The following is a 19277-nucleotide window of genomic DNA, read 5'->3' as shown; positions in this document are numbered from 1 at the left end:
GGGATATGATTTGTATCTTGAATCGGTGTGACTTATCGGTCTACGGACTATAAGTCACAACTTGAAGCGTTCGTATCGAGGATGTGACACGATTTATTTCGGGGGAAGGAGAAGAGCTCTAGCCGGAATTAAAGCTAGAGCTTGAATTTTATTGAGCTTATTCCACGTTCTGGATCTGCTCTCTCATCTGCTCGATAAGCACTTTTAGTTCTACTGCAGCAGCGGTGACTTCTGAGCTGATGGACTTGGAGGCCAGGGTGTTGGACTCGCGGTTAAACTCCTGCATCATGAAGTCGAGTCGTCGGCCCTGGGCGCCGCCTTTCTTGAGGATGCGGCGGGTCTCGGCGACGTGGGCGTCGAGTCTGTCCATCTCTTCGGCGACGTCCATCTTCTGCGCCAGCAGAACCATCTCCTGCTCTAGACGAGCGGGATCCAGTTCGCCCTGGATCTCGGCTAAACGGTTGGTGAGCTTGTCGCGCTGCCACTGCATCACAGTAGGCATGTGTTCGCGGACAATGGCGACCTGGCCCTCGATGGCCAGCAGGCGGGTTTCCAGCATGGTCTTGATGGCGTCGCCTTCGCGGCCACGGGCCTCGATAAACTGATCGACCGCGCTGTCGAAGGCGGACAGTAGCTCCTTGCCGATGGCATCCATGTCCTGCTCGCTGCCTGACATCACGCCCGGCCAGCGCAGCACGTCGACAATGTTGATCTCGCCTTGACCGGCTTCCTGCTTGACCCAGTTGGCTGCCTGAATGATCTGGCTGGCCAGCGCCTGATTGAGTTGCAGGTCGTTATTCTTTTCTTCGCCAAGATCGTAGCGCAGGTTGACCTCGATCTTGCCGCGATTTAAACGTTTACGCAGACGGTCTCTGAGGACAGGCTCCAGGCTGCGCAGCTGTTCTGGCAGTCGCAGGTAGGTTTCCAGGTAACGTTGATTGACCGAGCGGATCTCCCAGGAGGCGGTGCCCCATTGTGCTTTGTGCTCGATGCGAGCATAGGCTGTCATGCTTTGGATCATGGGTAATTCCAATAGTTTAAATCGATTTAGTGACCTTGGATTATAGTCTGATGAGATGCAGGGTTAAAGCAAACTCTCCTCCCTTTACGCTTTGGGTCATGATTAACATGGCATCGAAGCGCGCAAGCCCCTATAATATGCAGCCAAATCTGCTTATCTCTATTTCAAACAGGAAATGCCAATGCGCCCAAGTGACAGAACCCCAGCTCAATCTCGTCCGGTAACCATTACGCGACAGTTCACTGCCCATGCAGAAGGTTCTGTATTAATCGAATTTGGCGAAACTAAGGTGCTGTGCACCGCGAGCTTCACCGAAGGGGTGCCACGTTTCCTGAAAGGTCAGGGCCAAGGTTGGGTAACCGCCGAATATGGTATGTTACCGCGTTCGACTCACAGCCGTATGGATCGTGAGGCTGCCCGTGGCAAGCAGTCTGGTCGTACCCAGGAGATCCAGCGTCTAATCGGCCGCGCCCTACGCGCTGCGGTAGACATGAAGGCGCTGGGTGAGAACACTATCGTGATTGACTGTGACGTGATCCAGGCCGATGGTGGCACCCGCACCGCAGCCATTACCGGTGCCTGTGTAGCCCTAGTTGATGCGCTCAACTGGGCTCGTGGTAAGGGACTGATTAAGACCAACCCACTTAAGTTTTTGATTGCCGCCGTCAGCGTAGGCATCTACAAGGGCGAGCCTATCTGCGATCTCGAGTATGTGGAAGATAGCGCCGCCGAGACAGACATGAACGTGGTGATGACAGAGACAGGTAAGATCATCGAGATACAGGGCACTGCCGAGGGCGAACCCTTTAGCCATGAAGAATTACTCAGCCTGCTGGATCTGGCCAAGCACGGCATTCGCGAGATCGTCGATGTGCAGAAGGCGGCATTGAGTTAATCATTATTTTGTTGATCAGGACCCTACGGGGTCCTTTTTTTAAATCGAATTGAGCGTACCCCTACATTTTAAAAAGGAGAGATTGTGAAAGCCTATCAACGTGAGTTTATTGAGTTTGCCCTTGAGCGTCAGGTATTACGTTTTGGCGAATTTACGTTAAAGTCAGGCCGCACTAGCCCTTACTTCTTTAATGCCGGCCTGTTTAACACCGGGCGTGATCTGGCGCGTCTGGGTCGCTTCTATGCGGCGGCGCTGGTGGATTCGGGTATCGAGTATGACCTGCTATTTGGCCCGGCCTACAAAGGGATTCCTATCGCGACCACCACAGCGGTGGCTCTGTGCGATCACCATGATATCGACATGCCTTACTGCTTTAATCGTAAGGAGAAAAAAGATCACGGTGAGGGTGGCAGCCTGGTGGGCAGCGAGCTTAAGGGCCGTGTGATGCTGGTGGATGATGTGATCACCGCAGGCACCGCGATTCGCGAATCTATGGAGATCATCGAGGCCCACAATGCCGAGTTGGCGGGCGTGTTGATTGCGCTGGATCGTCAAGAGAAAGGCAAGGGCGAGCTGTCGGCGATCCAGGAAGTCGAGCGCGATTTCGGCTGCAACATCGTCTCTATCATCAAGCTGGAAGATCTGATCAACTACCTGTCGGAAAAGCCTGGCATGGAAGATCAGTTGGCGTCGGTAAGTGCCTATCGCGACCAATACGGTATCTAATCGGTATCAATTGTTGTGATACAAAAAAACGCTGCCTAGGCAGCGTTTTTTATTGAGTGGAGTTCGCTCAAAGCCATTGGCTTAATTGCTTAGGAACTCGGCGCGGGTGGCCGGATTTGACTTGAAGATGCCGCCCAGGGCCGTGGTGGTTGTGGTGCTGGTAGAGTCCATCACGCCGCGGGATTTAACGCAGTAGTGCACCGCATCCATCTTGACCGCCACATCTTTGGTCTCAAGCAGTGTCTGTAGCGCCACCAATACCTGTTGTGTCAGGCGCTCTTGCACCTGAGGGCGCTGGGCAAAGAAGCGCACGATACGGTTGATCTTAGACAGGCCTATGATGTTCTTGCGTGGCAGGTAGGCCACGGTAGCGACGCCATCTATGGTCACCAGGTGGTGTTCACAGGTGCTGGTGAGGCTGATGTCGTTGACCTTGACCATCTCATCGAAGCCCATCTTGTTTTCGATAACCGTGATTTTGGGGAAGTTCTCGTAGTCCAGGCCCGAGAAGATCTCATCCACATACATCTTGGCGATACGCTTAGGGGTCTCGACCAGGCTGTCGTCGCGCAGATCCAGTGACATTAAGGTTAAGATCTCGCGCATATGGTGCTCAATTTTCTCTTTGCGCGCCTCGCTGCTCAGTCCGCAGGGGACCATGGGCGTCTCGAGACCACGCTCTAATAATGCAGTTTGCACCTGCTGTGCTGCTTCACTTAATGCCATCGTGTCCTCCACCATCAGATAGTGGTCTATTTCAGTAAGGTTAATTTACTAATGTTTTTAACAAATTAACCTTTAAGATATTCATTATAGCCTGTCCGGCGCCAGCAAACATAGGGCGGCGGGTCAGGGAGGATACCCTGAATTGCGGGTAATTTATACCCAGAATTACTAGGGGATTAACAAAAAAGCCGATTGTGGCAATCGGCTTTTGGGGTTTTTAAGGGGTTTAGAGCTTCAGGTTGTCTTTGAGGAAGCTCATCATCTGACGGTAGTATTTCGCCCTATGTTCGTCGTTATAGAAGCCGTGGCCCTCATCGTCCATAACCAGTTTCTCATAAGGGTAGTTGTTCTTCTTGAGTCCCTCTTCCAGCGCTTCGAGCTGTTCGATTGGCGCTCGCTCATCTTCACCACCGTGAACCAGTAGCAAGTTAACCTTGAGTTTGTCGACGTTCTTGCTAGGCGACATCTGCTCAAGCATGGCTTCGTTCTCGCCTAGTACCTGCTTCAGGTAACGCTCACCCGCGCGGCGGCCCTGTACGTCCCCTTCACTGAACATCAGCTCGAGATCGTAGACGCCGGCGAAGCCGATGGCGCACTTAAAGAGATCCGGTGCCAGGATTGGGCTTTGTAGCGCCGAGTAGCCGCCAAAGCTGCCGCCGACAATACAGATTCGCTCTTTGTCCACAAAGCCTTGTTCGATGACATATTTGGTGGCATCGATAATATCGTACTGGATCTCTGTGCCCCATTTCTGGTGACCAGCATGTTCAAATGCAGTCCCATAGCCACCCGAACCGCGGAAGTTTACCTGCAGTACGGCAGCGCCTTGACTGGCGATCAACTGGTTCTGGTCGTCAAAGCCCCACCAGTCTCTTGGACCATGAGGACCACCGTGAGGATTGACCACGAGCGGCAGATTCTTGGCCTCTTTGCCATAGGGCAGTGTGAGATAGCCGCTGATCACCTTACCGTCTCTGGCGGTAAAGCTGATAGGCTTCATCTCGGCCATCTTATCGGGATCTAACCACTTTTTCTGTGACGCTAAATATTCGAGCTTCTTATTGGTGGCATCGAATATGTAGTAGTCGCCAGGATTTCTGTCATTGAAGGCCTTGATGACCAATTTACTCATATCGTTGGTCTGGCTGACCAGATGAACCTGATGGCCTGGCAATGCTGCAATCAACTGCTTGAGCGTGGCGGCGAGTTTTTCGCCTTTGTCGACAAACTCATAGGTAGGATAGCCGTTTTCATATTCGACCGCGTAGAGTTGCTTATTGATGCGATTGATCCACACATTGCTGGGATCGACAACCTTGTCTTGGCTGATAAGCTGCTTAGTACCACTCTTGATGTCGACTAAATAGACCCCTTTAGGCTGGCCGTTTTCGCTGCCGAGCACATAGACGCTGTTCTCGTCACCGCCGAACGCGATTGGACTCATGTCATTGAGATTAAGATTTAGCTTTTCGGTGTCGACCCACTCGCCATCTTTTCGATAGTAAAGTTTTGATGTGATGTAGTCGCGTGTACCGCTGACGAAGCGGATATCGCCATCATGGTCGGGTAAGAAATTTGCGTAGGAGATTGGCGCGGTAGCCACTTTTCTGCGAGCCCCCGAGTAGACATCGACGCGGTAGACTTGCTGTAGGTTTTCCTCAGTGTTACTGCCTCCCGAGCCCCAAGGTAGTGCCTTAACCAGCATATATTGCTCATCTTCTGCTAGCGGGTCGAGAATATAGGCAGTCGCTCTGATAGGCGTATTCTTGCTAATGCGTGATCCCGTCTGACGGCCGCTACCTTTATAACCAATAAGATAAATTGGTTTAGAACCGTCGGCATTGACTGCCATCAGCTCACCATAATAGATGGGATGGTCGCTCCAGCCCTTTAGGTATTCCTTAGCGAGGACGATTCGATCTTTGTTGACCCATTCATAAGCGCCGACCTGCGCGTTGTCAGGAAAGCGCACCACGTGGATTGCTTTCTTGGTTTTGGCATCGAGAATCATCAGCATATGTTTACCATCATGGGAGGTGATGGCGCTGAGGTAATCTCCGTCGGGGGAGATTTTCACGTTGGAAAACTCTGCCGAACGGCTAAAAAGTTCTGCTGTATCTTTAGTTGCGGCTGTGACCTGGCTAGCGAGAAGGCAGAGGCAGGCTAAACTAAACGACTGAATTAGTTTCATATAACATCCTTGTGCGCGTAAATTGTTATATAGATTTTATTTTTTTGTTGCGTCAAGGAGGGTAAAGCAATGGATCTACTAGTGCAATACTTTTGTCTAGAAAAGCATGGCGACCCGTGTATGACAGGTCGCTGTTTTTATTGATATTAGTTAACTCTGAAGTAGCTGCTGCTGAATAAACTGCCACTGTTCGGCGAAGTGTTCTGTGGGCTTGTTTTTGAAGTCGCTGCGCACGAATTGGGCGATGCGGCCTTCGGCCACGGCCAGCAGCAGGTTAGCCAGGATTGCCTCGTCCAGGTTAAAGCCTTTGCCTTCTCTCAGGGTTTTCTCTCTGAGGATCTGTTTCAGGTGAGTCTCAACCTTAGAGAAGATCTGGCCGGTACGGTTACGCAGTCGCTCATTCTCTCCCAATAGGGCGTCACCGTTGAGTACGCGTGAGATCCCTGGGTTGCGCTCGGCAAATACCAGCAATAGTTGCAGCAGCAACTGACAGCGTCTCATGGTGTCTTTCTCTTCATCCATGATGAGGTTGATGCGCGATAGCAGCGATTCTTCGATAAAGTCGATCAGCCCCTCGAACATTCTCGCCTTGCTGGGAAAGTGGCGATAGAGCGCCGCCTCAGACACGCCCACCTCGGCGGCAAGTTTTGCCGTGGTGATTCGTTGACCGGGACTGGTTTCTAGCATGGTAGCCAGACATTGAAGAATATGTTCGCGTCGGTTGATTTTAGGGCTTGCAGCCATCTAAGTATCCTTTACTTAATTACTACAGGAGCCGATGGGCAGGCGCTGCCCATGACTCTCTAATTATTCTATGCGGCGTGTCTAGGTTGTGAGTGCCGTGTTATCGAGAATTTGGCTAATAGGTACCTAATTATCGAGTACCCGAGTGGCCGAAACCGCCTTCGCCTCGATCTGAGGTGTCGAATTCGTCGACCAATTTAAATTCGGCTTGTACCACAGGCACAAACACGAGTTGCGCCAGGCGATCGCCAATCTCCAAGGTGAAAGGCTCGTTGCTGCGGTTCCAGCAAGAGACCATCAGGGGACCCTGATAGTCAGAGTCGATAAGACCGACTAGGTTGCCCAGCACTATGCCATGTTTGTGGCCCATGCCGGAGCGCGGCAGGATGACGGCCGCCAGGCTGGGATCGGCAACATGTACGGCGATCCCGGTTGGGATCAGCTGGGTTTCGCCCGGTTGAATCACCATGGTGGTCTCTATCATGGCACGCAGATCCATGCCGGCACTGCCCGGGGTCGCATAGGCGGGAAGCGGAAACTGTGAGCCGATGCGAGAATCGAGGATCTTGAGTTCTATGGGCGTCTTCATGCTGTCTTCATCTGCTGTGCGATTAGGGTGAGTAGTTGCTTCGCCAGGGTATATTTATCTGTGGCAGGCAGGGCGTGCTCGCCTCCTTGCCAGAAGACCTTCAAGGCATTGCTATCGCTGTTGAAGCCGATGGCCGGGTCGGATACGTCATTGGCGGCGATCATATCCAGTTTCTTGCGGGTCAACTTGTCTTTGGCGTAATGGTCTACATCCTGCGTCTCGGCGGCAAATCCTACCGTGAAGGGACGTGCCTCATGGGCCGCGACCGTGGCTAAGATATCAGGATTGCGTACAAGCGCAAGTGACATCTCTGTGGCAGATTTCTTAATTTTCTCGTCGGCAATATCCGCGGTGCGATAGTCGCAGACCGCGGCGCAGCCGATGAAGATATCGCTGTGGTGTACCTGCTGCATCACGGCGTCGAGCATCTCTTGGGTCGAGGCGACGTTGAGGCGATTGACATTCATCGGCGTCTCAAGATTGACCGGGCCGGAGACCAGCGTCACCTTAGCGCCCATCTCGGCCGCCGCGCGTGCCAGGGCAAAGCCCATCTTGCCCGAGCTGTGGTTAGAGATGTAACGCACGGGATCGATCGCCTCGCGGGTCGGGCCCGCCGTCAGCAGTATCGATATTCCCTGAAGCAGCTTTGGCGCAAAGAAGTGTTCGACGCGCTCGGCGATCACCAGGGGCTCTTCCATGCGGCCTGGGCCGACTTCGCCGCAGGCCTGACTACCCGAAGCAGGTCCCCAGATGGTGAGGCCGCGCTTTCTCAGGTTATCCAGATTGTCCTGGGTGGCGACGTTGCGATACATCTGCTGATTCATCGCCGGGCAGAGCACCACTGGCGCTTCTGTGGCCAGGCAGGTGGTGGTGATCAACTCATCGGCCATGCCGGCATTAATGCGGGCGATCAGGTTGGCGGTTGCCGGGGCTATCAACACTAAGTCGGCCCAGCGGGCGAGTTCGATATGCCCCATGGCGGCTTCGGCCGCCGGGTCTAACAGGTCGGTGGCAATGGGATGGCCCGACAGTGCCTGCAGGGTCAGCGGCGTGATAAATTCCTGCGCGCTTTGGCTCATGACGACACGCACATCGGCGCCGCGTTCTTTCAGGCGGCGGACCAGATCGGCAGACTTATAGGCAGCAATGCCGCCGCCAATTCCCAGCAATATCTTTTTATTGGTTAGACTCATGTTGATCACTAATCGCGTTTAATTTTGCCCGCTAACCATACCACAATCCTGCTGAGGTTGAGGATACAAGTTTTTAAAAACTAGACCATACTCTAAAGCCTAGGTGTGCAGATGGCGCCGAGACAAGGAGTGTTTATGGCAATCAAAGATTGGCCTCAGGGAGAGGGGCCCAGAGAAAAACTGCTGCGCAGTGGTGTCGCTCAGCTCTCCGATGCCGAGTTGCTGGCGGTGCTGCTCAGAAACGGCCTCAAGGGACAAAGCGCCGTGTCCCTGGCCAGAGTCATGTTAACCCACTTCGGTGGCCTCAGAGCGCTGTTTAGCGCCTCCTTGAGTGAGCTGTGTGATATTCAGGGGATCGGCCCAGTAAAGTATGCTCAATTGCAGGCTGCCATCGAGTTAAGCAAGCGGATCGCGCAAGAAAATCTACAAAGAGGAAAGATTTTGTCAGATCCTGATTTAACTCGGGACTATTTAATGAGACAATTGGCGGATCGTGCCTACGAAGTGTTTGCCATCTTATTGCTCGATAGCCAGCATAGGGTGATTCAGTTCGTCGAATTGTTCCGTGGCACCATAGATTCAGCCTCGGTTTATCCACGAGAAGTGGTAAGCCTAGTGCTTGAGAAAAAAGCCGCAGCGGTAATTGTGTGCCACAACCATCCCTCCGGGGTGGCTGAGCCCAGTCATGCTGATCGGCGAATTACTGAGCGATTGAAATACGCGTTGGCGACTATAGATGTTTCGCTGCTAGACCATATGGTTGTAGGCGATCGTGAGATAGTTTCGTTTGCAGAGAGGGGATGGATAGATTGAATATCCCTTGATCTTTGATTTTAGATCCTGTATAAAATGCGCCCTCTTTGTGTGCCTCGGGCGACGGCCATATTCGAGGTACATTAATGCTCGAGCGTTAAATTGTTTTTGGAGAAGATTGACATGTCAAGAGTATGCCAAGTTACTGGCAAGAAGCCGATGGTTGGTAACAACCGTTCGCACGCTAAGAACGCGACTCGTCGTCGTTTTTTACCTAACCTACAGAACCACCGTTTCTGGTTAGAAGACGAAAAGCGTTTCGTACAGCTACGTGTATCTACTAAAGGTATGCGTATTATCGATAAGAAAGGTATCGAAGTTGTTGTTGCTGAACTTCGTGCCCGCGGCGAGAAGGTGTAATAAGCCATGGCTAAAGCTAAAGGTAACCGTGAGAAGATCAAGCTAGTTTCTAGCGCTAAAACAGGTCACTTCTACACGACTGAGAAAAACAAGCGTAACATGCCTGAAAAGATGGAGATCAAGAAATTTGATCCCGTTATCCGTCAGCACGTTATCTACAAAGAAGCGAAAATCAAGTAATTCTTGATTCACGTTTTTTGGAAAAAGCCCCTCATTGCAGGGGCTTTTTTTTGCCCTAAATTTCCCCATGGCGTTGGCCAGCTCATTTCTATTTTTTAGATAAGTTCCCAGGTGATAACCCTGCGCGCCGACGGATTCCGGCCTTTACCTAAGCCTCTGATCTTAATCTGTTCTGCTATGCTTAATCAGATTGTCTCTTTGTGATGAAAAAATATCGCTTTCGATGACAACAAATGCTTTTAATGTGAATTTAAATGCAATAAAATCGGCTTGTTATTCGCCAGGTGGCGATATTGTCACATATTTATTGTTGAGGTTACGCGGGTGCGCACTACTGAGTTAGTCGAGGGGTTTCGTCATTCTGCTTCCTATGTGAATGCACATAGGGGCAAGACATTTGTGGTCATGTTGGGCGGTGAGGCGCTGGCGCAGAGTCAGTTTCGCTCCATCATCAACGATATTGCCCTGCTTCACAGCCTGGGGATCAAGATAGTTCTGGTGCATGGCGCCAGGCCGCAAATCGATGAGGCCTTGGCCGCGCATAATCTCTCCCCTGAGTATTACAACGGGGTGCGCATCAGCGATGAAGAGTCCTTTAGGGTGATCAAACAGGTTGTGGGCGGTCTGCAGCTGGACATCACCGCACGTCTGTCGATGAGCCTGAGCAATACCCCGATGCAAGGGGCGCAGATCAACGTGGTCAGCGGTAACTTCGTGATAGCCCAGCCCTTAGGGGTCGATAACGGCGTCGACTACTGCTTGAGTGGCAAGGTGAGACGTATCGACGTGGCGGGCCTCAGACGTCAGCTGGACAACCACGGCATAGTGCTCCTGGGACCTGTGGCGGCCTCTGTGACCGGCGAGTGTTTTAACCTGACCGCCGAAGAGGTCGCGACCCAGATCGCGGTGAAGCTCAAGGCCGATAAGATGATAGGCTTCAGTGCCAAGGAGGGGATACTCGACAGTAACGGCGAGGTGATTGCCGAGCTGATGCCGACCGATGCCCAGCGCATCTTGTCTGAGCTGACCGATGAAGACAACTGGTGTGTGGGCACACGGGCCTTCTTACAGGCCAGCATAGATGCATGCCGTAATGGCGTGGCCCGCTGCCACTTCGTCAGCTATCTCGATGATGGCGCCCTGCTGCAGGAGCTGTTCTCCCGCGACGGTATCGGTACCCAGATAGTGACCGAGAGCGCCGAGCGCCTGCGCAGAGCCACCATTGCCGATATCGGTGGTGTCTTGGATCTCATCCGTCCGCTGGAGCAAGCAGGGGTCTTGGTGCGCCGCTCCCGTGAGCAGCTGGAGATGGAGATAGAGCAGTTTATGCTGATCGAGCGTGATGGCTTGGTGATCGGCTGTGCGGCCCTCTATCCCTTCGAGGAGGACAACGCCGGAGAGTTTGCCTGCCTGGTGGTGCATCCTGATTATCGTGATGCCGACCGTGGCAGCATCTTGCTGAAGAACATCATAGGTCAGGCCAAGGTGCGTGGTTATGCTCGCCTGTTTGCGCTGACGACCCGTAGCATTCACTGGTTCCTCGAGCATGGCTTTCAGATCGTCGAGGTCGATGCCCTGCCAAACAAGAAGAAGCAGCTGTATAACTACCAGCGCAAGTCGAAGATTCTCGCCTTAGATCTTCAATAAGGCTAAACGCGTCCGATGAAAGAGGCCACCCTTGGGGTGGTCTTTTTTGTTTGGGTCCAAGTTAACTCACCTTAACATTTATTGACATAATATGTCGAGAGCGCCACACTCAAGCTATCGGTTCATGTTAGGGGTGGGCTCAGGGATGATCTGCTTGCATGCCCAAATGTTTCAAGAGGATATTTAGAGATGGATACTCAAGTCTTTCAACTCACAACCTTAGATTCTGCAACCAGCGGGATCTTCCTGTCTATGCTGCTGGGTGTCGCCTTGGTGCTAGTGCTGCTGATGGTGAAGCCCTTACCTAAGAAGGCGAAATATGCCTCTGCGGGGATGGTGATCGCCGTATTGGGCCTGCTCTCCTGGGTGTTCTACAAGGCCCATGATACCAGCGTTCGCCTTACTTCAAGCACTATGCTGGTGGATATTCCCCTCTACCGGGTCGAGTTACCGCGTCAAAGCCTAGTGCCGGCTGAGGCTAAAATCGTCAGCTTGGGAGAAGATGATGCGCCTAAGCTGAGCTATCGCAGCAACGGTGTGGGCATGCCGGGTTATTCGCTGGGGTGGTTTACGCTGGCAGATGCCAGCGACAGGACAGATAAGGCCCTACTGTCGGTCACCGGCGACGGCCAGGTATTGGTTTTGCCGACGACCGAGGGCTATCTGTTGATCTTGAGTCTGGAGCAGCCGGAGGCTTTGTTAGCCAGCCTGCTTACGCCGACTCTTTAACGCCAGGTCCAGGGTAAAGATCACCAGCGCACTCCAGATGAAGGCGAAGGTGATCCCCTTTTCGAGATCGAAGGGCTCGTTAAACAGGCTGACGGCCATGATAAACATGATGCTGGGGCCGATATATTGAAAGAAGCCCAGCATAGACAATGGGATACGTGTGGCCGCGCCGGCAAAGCAGAGCAGGGGAATAGAGGTGACAATCCCGGCCGCCATCAGCAGCAGGTTCATCTGCCAGCTGTTTTCCAGGATGCTGGTGCTATCGAGATTCATCGCCAGATAGAGCAGGGCCACAGGCACTAAGATGGCCGTCTCTACCAGCAGTCCCGTCTTGGCGTCGACATTGACCTTCTTGCGCAGCAAGCCGTAAACGCCGAATGAGGCAGCAAGCCCCAGAGATACCACAGGAATCGAGCCAAAAGAGATTAACTGGATCAACACGCCGGCGCAGGCCAAGGAGACGGCTGCCCACTGTAGCTTACGTAGACGTTCCTGCAGGAACACCATGCCCAGCAATACGTTGATGAGGGGGTTGATGAAGTAGCCCAGGCTGGCGTCGAGCATATGGTCATTGTTGATCGCCCAGATGAACAGCAACCAGTTGCCGGCGATCAGAACCGAGGTGAGCGCTAACACGCCAAGCTGTTTGGGCTGCCGGAAAAGGGCGCGCAGCTTGGCGAAACCACCGATAAATTGCATCAAGATCAACATGAAGACGAAGGACCAGATCACGCGATGCAGCAGGATCTCGGTCGCCGACACATGGTTTAGCAGCTTAAAATAGAGGGGAGCAAAGCCCCAGAGGCAGTAGGCGCAGATGGCGAGCGCTACCCCTTTACGATACTCAATATCGGCCATAGCTTAGGATTTAGAAAAAGTGCGGGAGTGGCATTGTAGGCGCCTAAGCCGCGTGACTCAAGCGGCCATAAGCATTCTTTTTGCGCCTCGCGCTGGAGCAGTCTCTTGCCAGCGCGTCTCACTAAATTGACGGTATTTTACAGGGGGATTAGCTGGCTAGCCCACCATGTAGGTGCCAGTGCCGAAGGCGATATGCGAGCCCTTCTCGTTGTGCAGCTCCATGCGGCAGACGGAGACCCGGTTACCGGCCCTGATCACTGTGCCCGTGCCGGTAAAGATCTCGCCGCGCCCCGGTCTGAGATAATCGATACGCAGATCTATGGTGCCTAAGGTTTTTAGGCGCTGCTGCAGATCTTCTAAGCACCAATCGTCCCGGCTGGCTACCAGGCCAGAGAAGGCCGTCAGGCCGCCCACCACATCCAGCACGGTAGCGGTCACGCCGCCGTGGAGGATCTGCTGGTGAATGTTGCCGATGAGGTCTTTCTTCATCTTCACCTCGACCTCGACGCCCTGCAGGTCGTAACGCTTGATATCCATCCCCAAGAGGTTATGAAAGGGTACCTTGGTATCGAAGATATCGGCTACGCTGGCCAGGGTCTGCGCTTGTATGGGCGTCGTCATAGGGGCACTCCTTGTTTTGTCCTACGCTGCTTGCTGGAGACAAGCGGGTAAAGTTTGGGCATTCGTTAGCCTAATGGTTAGAGCATTTAATCTATCGCTAATACAAGGGGCGAGGCAAGCCTGCGAATAAAATTTCATCAATCTATGGGCGCGAGGGGTAATTAATACCCGGATAGATGAGACAAGCCGAGCCGGCTTGATTAGAATAAGCGGCCAAATTAAAGATTACTGAGTGCCATGGACTTAGCCATAACCTCTCCCGACGTGACCGAAAGCGATCCACTTGCCGCCTGCCTGCAGACGGTGTTTGGTTATCGTACCTTCAGGATGGGTCAGCGTGAGGTGATAGAGCAGGTCTGTGGCGACCAGGATGCCCTGGTTATCATGCCTACCGGCGGTGGTAAGAGCCTGTGTTATCAGCTGCCGGCACTCGTCTTACCCGGACTGACCCTGGTGGTATCGCCGCTGATCTCTTTAATGAAAGATCAGGTCGATAGCCTGAAACAGATGGGCGTCGCTGCGGCCTACCTCAACTCGTCGCAGTCGCGGGAAGAGGCCATGACCATCTATCGCCAGCTGCATAACGGTGAGCTCAAGCTCTTGTATGTGTCACCCGAACGTCTGCTGACCGACAGTTTCATCGAGCGTCTGCACAACCTGCCGCTCTCCCTGTTTGCCATCGACGAGGCCCACTGTATCTCTCAGTGGGGTCATGATTTCAGGCCAGAATATGCGGCCCTGGGTCAGCTGAAGCAGCTGTTTCCTCAGGTGCCCATGATGGCGCTGACGGCTACCGCCGACAAGGCGACGCGAGAGGATATCTGCCAGCGCCTAGGTATAACGCCCTTTGAGCTGCTCACCAGCTTCGATCGCCCCAACATTCGTTATACCGTGGCGGAGAAGCTCAACGCCGCCAATCAGCTCAGGCAGTTCATTCAGGCGCAGAACGGCAACAGTGGCATCATCTACTGTAGTAGTCGCCGCCGGGTGGATGAGGTGGCTGAGCGTCTGCGTATGCAGGGCTATCATGCCGACGCCTACCACGCGGGCAAGACCCAGGAGGAGCGCGCCGATATTCAGGAGCGTTTCCTAAAAGATCAATTAGATATCGTGGTGGCCACCGTGGCTTTTGGCATGGGGATCAACAAATCCAACGTGCGCTTCGTGGTGCATTACGATATTCCCAAGAGCGTCGAGGCCTATTACCAGGAGACGGGCCGTGCCGGCCGTGATGGTTTGGATGCCGAGGCCTTTATGCTGTTCGACCCGGCAGACATCGGCCGGGTGCGCCATCTCATCGAGCAGCAGGAGCCAGGTCCGCAGCAGCAGGTGGAATACCACAAGCTCAACACCATGGCGGCCTTTGCAGAAGCGCAAACCTGTCGCCGTCAGGTGCTACTGCATTATTTCGATGAGAGTGCGTCCGAGCCCTGCGGTAACTGTGATATCTGCTTAGACCCTCCTAAACGGTACGACGGTGTCGAGGATGCCCAGAAGGTGCTCTCCTGCATCTTCCGCCTGCAGCAGAAGTTTGGTGTGAATCATCTTATCGAGGTGCTGCGCGGCTCCAAGGCGGCCTCTGTGGTCGACCGTGGCCATGACAAGCTGTCGACCTGGGGCATAGGCAAGGAGAAGAGCCATGAGTTCTGGCTCAGTATCATACGTCAGATCATTCATCTGGGTTTCGCCAGTCAGGATATCACCAGAGGCTCGGCCATTAAGCTCAATCCCCAGGCGCGGGCCGTGCTCAAGGGGGAGCTGCCGTTGCAGCTCGCCGAGCCGCGTATCAGCATCACCACACATGTGAAGCGTCGCAGCAGTAGCCGGGCACCGATTAACTACGACAGGAAGTTGTTTGCCCGTCTGAAGCAGCTGCGTCGCAGCCTGGCAGAAGAGTTGGATGTGCCGCCCTATCTGGTGTTTAACGACGCCACATTGGCGGAGATGGCCGCCATGCTGCCGACCAGCCCCGGCGAGATGCTGGCGGTGAACGGCGTGGGCGAGACTAAGCTGAATCGTTTCGGCGGCGAGTTTCTCGACGAGATCAACGACTACCTCACCCGTAGCTAGCCAATATTTCGCTAACTAAGGCTCTGCTTACCAAGACTCTGTAAATTCAGGTGCTGCTTACTACCAGACTTAGTGTGCCTGCTGACCGCTGTATTTACTCAGCTGATCGACACTGGCCCTTTTAACCAGAGATGAGAGGGTGTCGTGATGCTGCATCACCGCCATCCCCATGTTAACCCGGGCGCCATTTTGTAGCGGTTCTATGATGGCGCTCAGCTGGCGGGCGATAAGCTGGGCGCCCGCCAGCGAGGTGAAGGGCAGCATGATCAATATCTGATCGGCGCTGGTGCTCAGCAAGATATCCTGCTGGCGGATCTTCTGTGACAAACGGGTCAGTAGCCTGTCGACATCGGCCTTGGCCAGATGACTGGGGTTGATCAGCAAGATGGTGATAGGAAAACCTATCTGCTTGGCGCTGGTCAGCAGGGCCTCCATCTTCTCCTGGGTGCTCATCGGCTCATCTCTCTGGCTCACCTGCAGCGGCGTCTTAGGCATTCTTATACGGTTGAGCAGAATAAACAGCGTCAGCAGCAGGAAGAGCACAAGGATGCCGATAAGACCATAGCTGTCGCTGATGTGGGCATCGAGCTTGATGGGCTTAGGCTGATTGTCCTGGGCCAGCTGCTGATAGCGCCCCAGCTGGGCCTTGATCTGCAGCAGTCGTGTGTCTTTGAGAAACTCATAGCTGCGCTGGGCCATCTCGAAGCGTTTCAGCTGATACTGATAGGCGTCCTTGTATTGGCCTATGTCGGCAAAGTAGCGGCTCAGGATGCCATAGCAATAGACGAGTTCGTCAAACTGATTGGTGCGCTCGCCGATGGCGATCGCCTTCTGCATCAGCTCTGTCCCCAGGGCCTGCTCGCCGTTCGCCAATTGAATATTGGCCAGTAGACGATTGGCCCTCAGGCTGTCGTTGATCTTCTTCTGCTTGTCGAAGGTGTTGAGGGCGATATTGAGCAGCTGGATGGCGCTCTTATCATTTCCCCTTAGAAACTCGATTTCCGCCAGCTGGGTATAACTCTCGGCTAGCTCGGTCGCCGTGGCGAGTTCGGGTAGCAGGATCTTGGCCTCGAGCACCATGTCGTCCCTGAACTTCACTTCTTGGTTGTAGTGGGCGATCTTGGCCAGGGTGAGTAGCACTGTTAGCCTCACCTTTCCCGTGGTTTGCTCGCTATCCAGCGCGCCCTTGGCATTGTTGAACGCCTGGTTGTAGAGGCCCTTGGTTCGCAGCAGCTCGGCCATGGCCAGTTGCACATAGGGCCTCGGCGGGGTGAGCCATTGAGGTCTCTGCTTCTCGGTATCCGGGTAGATATCTTGAGCGAGGCGTAGATCTTCCAGCGCGCTGCTCTGGCTCTCGATATGGGTATCTATCTTGCCGCGCAGCATCAGGCCGTTGACTAAGGACTGGGGCTGCTGTTGCTCGCGAGAGAGGTAGATGGCCGAGTCCAGTAGGGTCAGCGCCTGTCTGAGGTCACCATAATCGATATAGGCCGCGGCCATACAGTTGAGAAAGTAGGGGCTGAGCTGATTGAGCTTGAGCGACTTGGCCTTGGCCTCACTCATGCGGCCCAGATTGATGGCGGCCTCGTTTTCACCCAGCTGCACGAAGGCCTCGCACTTGAGCAGCGAGAGGCGCAGACGATTTTCTTCAGACGTGGCTTCCTGATCCAGGCGTTGTTCCAGCGCCGAGATCTGTGTCAGTGTCTTGTTGGGATATTGGTAGACGGTTTGGGCCAACTCATCTAACTCTGTCATAGTGTCCCCATAAGCTGGGATCAGCCAGAGGCTGAGACTTAACACTATGAGACGAAAATCCATTTTTAAAAGCTCCGGAACGAGTGTGCTGTTTCTGTTTCCTTTGGCGGCATTATACTGATTTTTCATCAGCAATTGCATAAAAAATAGCGCCTGCGATTGGAATCAGAGGGATTGCTCGGCAAATGACCTAGTATGCTGAATTTAATCACTTAGTCACTCTTGTGAGCAAATAAATGGTTAGATTTGCGCAGTTAATCAAGATTTTTATCTGGTCTAATGTGGCAAACATGAAAAATATGGGGTTGACTATTGAACAGACACACGTTAAATATTAATCAATCTTTCGAAGCGAAACGAATAATTAATTACTTTTACTGAATACAATGACGACTATTAACCGTGCACTCCTCAGCCTCCTTATTCTCATTCTCGCAGGTCCTGCGCGGAGAATGTAGTGTTGCACGCTTAATAACACATTCAGCATTCATAAACCCCGCGCCCAACAACGCGGGGTTTTTTTGTTTATGGATTCGACGAACACCCAAAATTAGAGCCTAGACGTACCATGGAGAAACCAGATGTCTAACCGAGTGATAATATTTGATACGACCTTACGAGATGGTGAGCAAGCATTAGCGGCGAGTTTAACGGTTAAGGAAAAGCTACAGATAGCACTGTCACTTGAGCGTCTGGGAGTGGATGTCATGGAGGTGGGGTTTCCCGTCTCATCGCCGGGGGATTTCGAATCGGTGCAGACCATTGCCCGTACTATCAAGAATAGCCGGGTCTGTGCGCTTGCCAGGGCGCTTGAGAAAGATATCGACGCCGCGGCCCAGTCCTTGTCGGTGGCGGAGCAGTTCCGTATCCATACCTTTATCTCGACCTCGACCATACACGTGGAAAGCAAGCTTAAGCGCTCCTTTGACCAGGTGTTGGATATGGCGGTTGGCGCGGTGAAATATGCCCGCCGCTTCACCGACGATGTGGAGTTCTCCTGTGAGGATGCCGGTCGTACCCCAATAGATAACCTGTGCCGCATGGTCGAGGCAGCCATCAAGGCGGGCGCCAAGACCATTAACATTCCCGACACAGTAGGTTATACGGTGCCGAGCGAATTTGGCGGCATCATTCAAAATCTGTTTGACAGGGTACCGAATATCGATCAGGCGGTGATCTCAGTGCACTGTCACGACGACTTGGGCTTGTCGGTGGCAAACTCTATCACCGCGGTGCAGCATGGGGCGCGTCAGATCGAGTGTACCGTCAATGGCATCGGCGAGCGCGCCGGTAACTGCTCCCTGGAAGAGATCGCCATGATCATCGCCACCCGAAAGGCCAGCCTGGGGCTAGAGACGGGGATCAATGCCAAAGAGATCCACCGCACCTCTAATCTGGTGAGCCAGCTGTGTAACATGCCGGTACAGGCAAACAAGGCGATCGTCGGCGCCAACGCCTTTACCCACTCCTCGGGTATCCATCAGGATGGTGTGCTGAAGTCGCAAAACACTTACGAGATCATGACGCCAGAGAGTATCGGTTTGAACCGCAACAACCTGAATATGACCTCCCGCTCCGGCCGCCACGTGATCAAACATCGCATGGAAGAGATGGGCTATGGCGAGCAAGACTACGACATGGACACACTGTACGAGGCCTTCCTGAAGCTGGCAGACAAGAAGGGGCAGGTGTTCGACTATGACCTGGAGGCCTTGGTGTATGTAGAGGCCCAGGCGGAAGATGAAAACCACTATGGTTTGCAGCAGCTGGTGGTGCACTCAGATTCGACTCAGGGACAGGCCACCGCAACAGTAACCCTAAGCATAGACGGCAAGGCGGTGACCGAGGCGGCAACGGGTAACGGACCGGTCGATGCGGCCTACAAGGCGATTGCCCGCGCCAGCGGCTGTGAGATCAACATCAGCAGCTACCAACTTAGCGCCAAGGGGCAGGGGCAAGACGCCCTGGGACAGGTGGATATCACCGCCAAGTATCATGATCAGAGCTTCCATGGTGTGGGCCTGGCGACCGATGTGGTCGAGGCCTCGGCAGCGGCGCTGATCCACGTGATGAATCTGACCTGGCGCGCCGACAAGGTGGCCGAGAACAAGCATAAGTTAAAACAGGCGCGCACCGAGTTAGGCGGCGTATAACCAATT

General features: G+C 53.6%; 18 protein-coding genes. 9 read left to right on the top strand and 9 right to left on the bottom strand.

Going from position 1 to position 19277, the window contains the following annotated elements; translation table 11 throughout:
* Positions 1-157: 157 nt before the first annotated feature.
* Entirely contained in the window at positions 158-1021 is an 864-nt protein-coding gene (locus K0J45_RS17905) for a YicC/YloC family endoribonuclease (RefSeq protein ID WP_220043523.1), read from the bottom strand.
* 181 nt (positions 1022-1202) lie between these two features.
* On the opposite strand from K0J45_RS17905, the gene rph reads away from it, so the two are divergent.
* Both rph and pyrE read left to right on the top strand, forming a co-directional pair.
* Positions 1203-1916, top strand: coding sequence for a ribonuclease PH (gene rph / locus K0J45_RS17900; protein WP_011867283.1), 714 nt, complete (start codon positions 1203-1205; stop codon positions 1914-1916).
* Positions 1917-2000: 84 nt separating this feature from the next.
* Positions 2001-2642 carry an orotate phosphoribosyltransferase gene (pyrE, locus tag K0J45_RS17895; RefSeq protein WP_011867282.1) on the top strand — a complete coding sequence of 214 codons (642 nt, stop codon included), beginning with the start codon at positions 2001-2003 and terminating at the stop codon, positions 2640-2642.
* 81 nt (positions 2643-2723) lie between these two features.
* Here pyrE and folE read toward each other — a convergent pair whose 3' ends face one another.
* The 5 genes from folE to coaBC form a co-directional block, all read right to left on the bottom strand.
* The gene (gene folE, locus K0J45_RS17890) at positions 2724-3368 is read right to left on the bottom strand and encodes a GTP cyclohydrolase I FolE (RefSeq protein ID WP_041508989.1); all 645 of its coding nucleotides are present in this window, start codon (positions 3366-3368) and stop codon (positions 2724-2726) included.
* A 226-nt stretch (positions 3369-3594) separates the two neighbouring features.
* The gene (locus tag K0J45_RS17885; RefSeq protein WP_220043522.1) at positions 3595-5559 is read right to left on the bottom strand and encodes an alpha/beta hydrolase family protein; all 1965 of its coding nucleotides are present in this window, start codon (positions 5557-5559) and stop codon (positions 3595-3597) included.
* 150 nt (positions 5560-5709) lie between these two features.
* Complete coding sequence (gene slmA / locus K0J45_RS17880) at positions 5710-6303, bottom strand: nucleoid occlusion factor SlmA (RefSeq protein WP_011867279.1); 594 nt, start codon at positions 6301-6303, stop codon at positions 5710-5712.
* Between the two features lie 130 nt (positions 6304-6433).
* Entirely contained in the window at positions 6434-6892 is a 459-nt protein-coding gene (dut, locus tag K0J45_RS17875) for a dUTP diphosphatase (RefSeq protein ID WP_220043521.1), read from the bottom strand.
* The gene (gene coaBC / locus K0J45_RS17870) at positions 6889-8085 is read right to left on the bottom strand and encodes a bifunctional phosphopantothenoylcysteine decarboxylase/phosphopantothenate--cysteine ligase CoaBC (protein ID WP_220043520.1); all 1197 of its coding nucleotides are present in this window, start codon (positions 8083-8085) and stop codon (positions 6889-6891) included. The genes dut and coaBC overlap by 4 nt, the downstream gene beginning before the upstream one ends.
* Before the next feature lie 135 nt (positions 8086-8220).
* On the opposite strand from coaBC, the gene radC reads away from it, so the two are divergent.
* The 5 genes from radC (at position 8221) to K0J45_RS17845 (ending at position 11814) form a co-directional block, all read left to right on the top strand.
* A complete protein-coding gene (gene radC, locus K0J45_RS17865; protein ID WP_220043519.1) occupies positions 8221-8898 on the top strand; it encodes a RadC family protein in 678 nt (225 codons plus the stop codon).
* Positions 8899-9021: 123 nt separating this feature from the next.
* A complete protein-coding gene (rpmB, locus tag K0J45_RS17860; RefSeq protein WP_011867275.1) occupies positions 9022-9258 on the top strand; it encodes a 50S ribosomal protein L28 in 237 nt (78 codons plus the stop codon).
* Positions 9259-9264: 6 nt separating this feature from the next.
* Entirely contained in the window at positions 9265-9438 is a 174-nt protein-coding gene (gene rpmG, locus K0J45_RS17855; RefSeq protein ID WP_007651290.1) for a 50S ribosomal protein L33, read from the top strand.
* A 324-nt stretch (positions 9439-9762) separates the two neighbouring features.
* Positions 9763-11085, top strand: a complete 1323-nt coding sequence (gene argA / locus K0J45_RS17850; RefSeq protein WP_144201702.1) for an amino-acid N-acetyltransferase — start codon at positions 9763-9765, stop codon at positions 11083-11085.
* Between the two features lie 189 nt (positions 11086-11274).
* Entirely contained in the window at positions 11275-11814 is a 540-nt protein-coding gene (locus K0J45_RS17845) for a hypothetical protein (RefSeq protein WP_220043518.1), read from the top strand.
* On the opposite strand, the gene rarD is transcribed toward K0J45_RS17845, so the two are convergent.
* Both rarD and K0J45_RS17835 read right to left on the bottom strand, forming a co-directional pair.
* Complete coding sequence (gene rarD / locus K0J45_RS17840; protein ID WP_220043517.1) at positions 11785-12672, bottom strand: EamA family transporter RarD; 888 nt, start codon at positions 12670-12672, stop codon at positions 11785-11787. The genes K0J45_RS17845 and rarD overlap by 30 nt on opposite strands.
* Positions 12673-12828: 156 nt before the next feature.
* The gene (locus K0J45_RS17835; RefSeq protein WP_011867271.1) at positions 12829-13293 is read right to left on the bottom strand and encodes a thioesterase family protein; all 465 of its coding nucleotides are present in this window, start codon (positions 13291-13293) and stop codon (positions 12829-12831) included.
* 237 nt (positions 13294-13530) lie between these two features.
* On the opposite strand from K0J45_RS17835, the gene recQ reads away from it, so the two are divergent.
* Positions 13531-15363, top strand: coding sequence for a DNA helicase RecQ (gene recQ / locus K0J45_RS17830; protein WP_220043516.1), 1833 nt, complete (start codon positions 13531-13533; stop codon positions 15361-15363).
* A 69-nt stretch (positions 15364-15432) separates the two neighbouring features.
* Here the strand turns inward: recQ and K0J45_RS17825 are convergent, their stop codons facing one another.
* Entirely contained in the window at positions 15433-17118 is a 1686-nt protein-coding gene (locus K0J45_RS17825; protein WP_220043515.1) for a tetratricopeptide repeat protein, read from the bottom strand.
* 581 nt (positions 17119-17699) lie between these two features.
* On the opposite strand from K0J45_RS17825, the gene leuA reads away from it, so the two are divergent.
* Positions 17700-19271, top strand: coding sequence for a 2-isopropylmalate synthase (gene leuA / locus K0J45_RS17820; RefSeq protein WP_011867268.1), 1572 nt, complete (start codon positions 17700-17702; stop codon positions 19269-19271).
* The last annotated feature ends 6 nt before the right edge of the window (positions 19272-19277 follow it).

It is taken from the genome of Shewanella alkalitolerans (assembly GCF_019457575.1).
GTDB lineage: Bacteria > Pseudomonadota > Gammaproteobacteria > Enterobacterales > Shewanellaceae > Shewanella > Shewanella loihica.
The sequence above is the reverse complement of the archived record's forward strand: the minus strand, read 5'-3'. Positions and strand labels throughout refer to the sequence as shown.

What these genes read in the sequence shown, in the direction of transcription:
- K0J45_RS17905 (WP_220043523.1), bottom strand. Translation starts at nt 1,021, where the DNA reads ATGATCCAAAGCATGACAGCCTATGCTCGCATCGAGCACAAAGCACAA.
- rph (WP_011867283.1), top strand. Translation starts at nt 1,203, where the DNA reads ATGCGCCCAAGTGACAGAACCCCAGCTCAATCTCGTCCGGTAACCATT.
- folE (WP_041508989.1), bottom strand. Translation starts at nt 3,368, where the DNA reads ATGGCATTAAGTGAAGCAGCACAGCAGGTGCAAACTGCATTATTAGAG.
- K0J45_RS17885 (WP_220043522.1), bottom strand. Translation starts at nt 5,559, where the DNA reads ATGAAACTAATTCAGTCGTTTAGTTTAGCCTGCCTCTGCCTTCTCGCT.
- slmA (WP_011867279.1), bottom strand. Translation starts at nt 6,303, where the DNA reads ATGGCTGCAAGCCCTAAAATCAACCGACGCGAACATATTCTTCAATGT.
- dut (WP_220043521.1), bottom strand. Translation starts at nt 6,892, where the DNA reads ATGAAGACGCCCATAGAACTCAAGATCCTCGATTCTCGCATCGGCTCA.
- coaBC (WP_220043520.1), bottom strand. Translation starts at nt 8,085, where the DNA reads ATGAGTCTAACCAATAAAAAGATATTGCTGGGAATTGGCGGCGGCATT.
- radC (WP_220043519.1), top strand. Translation starts at nt 8,221, where the DNA reads ATGGCAATCAAAGATTGGCCTCAGGGAGAGGGGCCCAGAGAAAAACTG.
- rpmB (WP_011867275.1), top strand. Translation starts at nt 9,022, where the DNA reads ATGTCAAGAGTATGCCAAGTTACTGGCAAGAAGCCGATGGTTGGTAAC.
- rpmG (WP_007651290.1), top strand. Translation starts at nt 9,265, where the DNA reads ATGGCTAAAGCTAAAGGTAACCGTGAGAAGATCAAGCTAGTTTCTAGC.
- K0J45_RS17845 (WP_220043518.1), top strand. Translation starts at nt 11,275, where the DNA reads ATGGATACTCAAGTCTTTCAACTCACAACCTTAGATTCTGCAACCAGC.
- rarD (WP_220043517.1), bottom strand. Translation starts at nt 12,672, where the DNA reads ATGGCCGATATTGAGTATCGTAAAGGGGTAGCGCTCGCCATCTGCGCC.
- K0J45_RS17835 (WP_011867271.1), bottom strand. Translation starts at nt 13,293, where the DNA reads ATGACGACGCCCATACAAGCGCAGACCCTGGCCAGCGTAGCCGATATC.
- recQ (WP_220043516.1), top strand. Translation starts at nt 13,531, where the DNA reads ATGGACTTAGCCATAACCTCTCCCGACGTGACCGAAAGCGATCCACTT.
- K0J45_RS17825 (WP_220043515.1), bottom strand. Translation starts at nt 17,118, where the DNA reads ATGACAGAGTTAGATGAGTTGGCCCAAACCGTCTACCAATATCCCAAC.
- leuA (WP_011867268.1), top strand. Translation starts at nt 17,700, where the DNA reads ATGTCTAACCGAGTGATAATATTTGATACGACCTTACGAGATGGTGAG.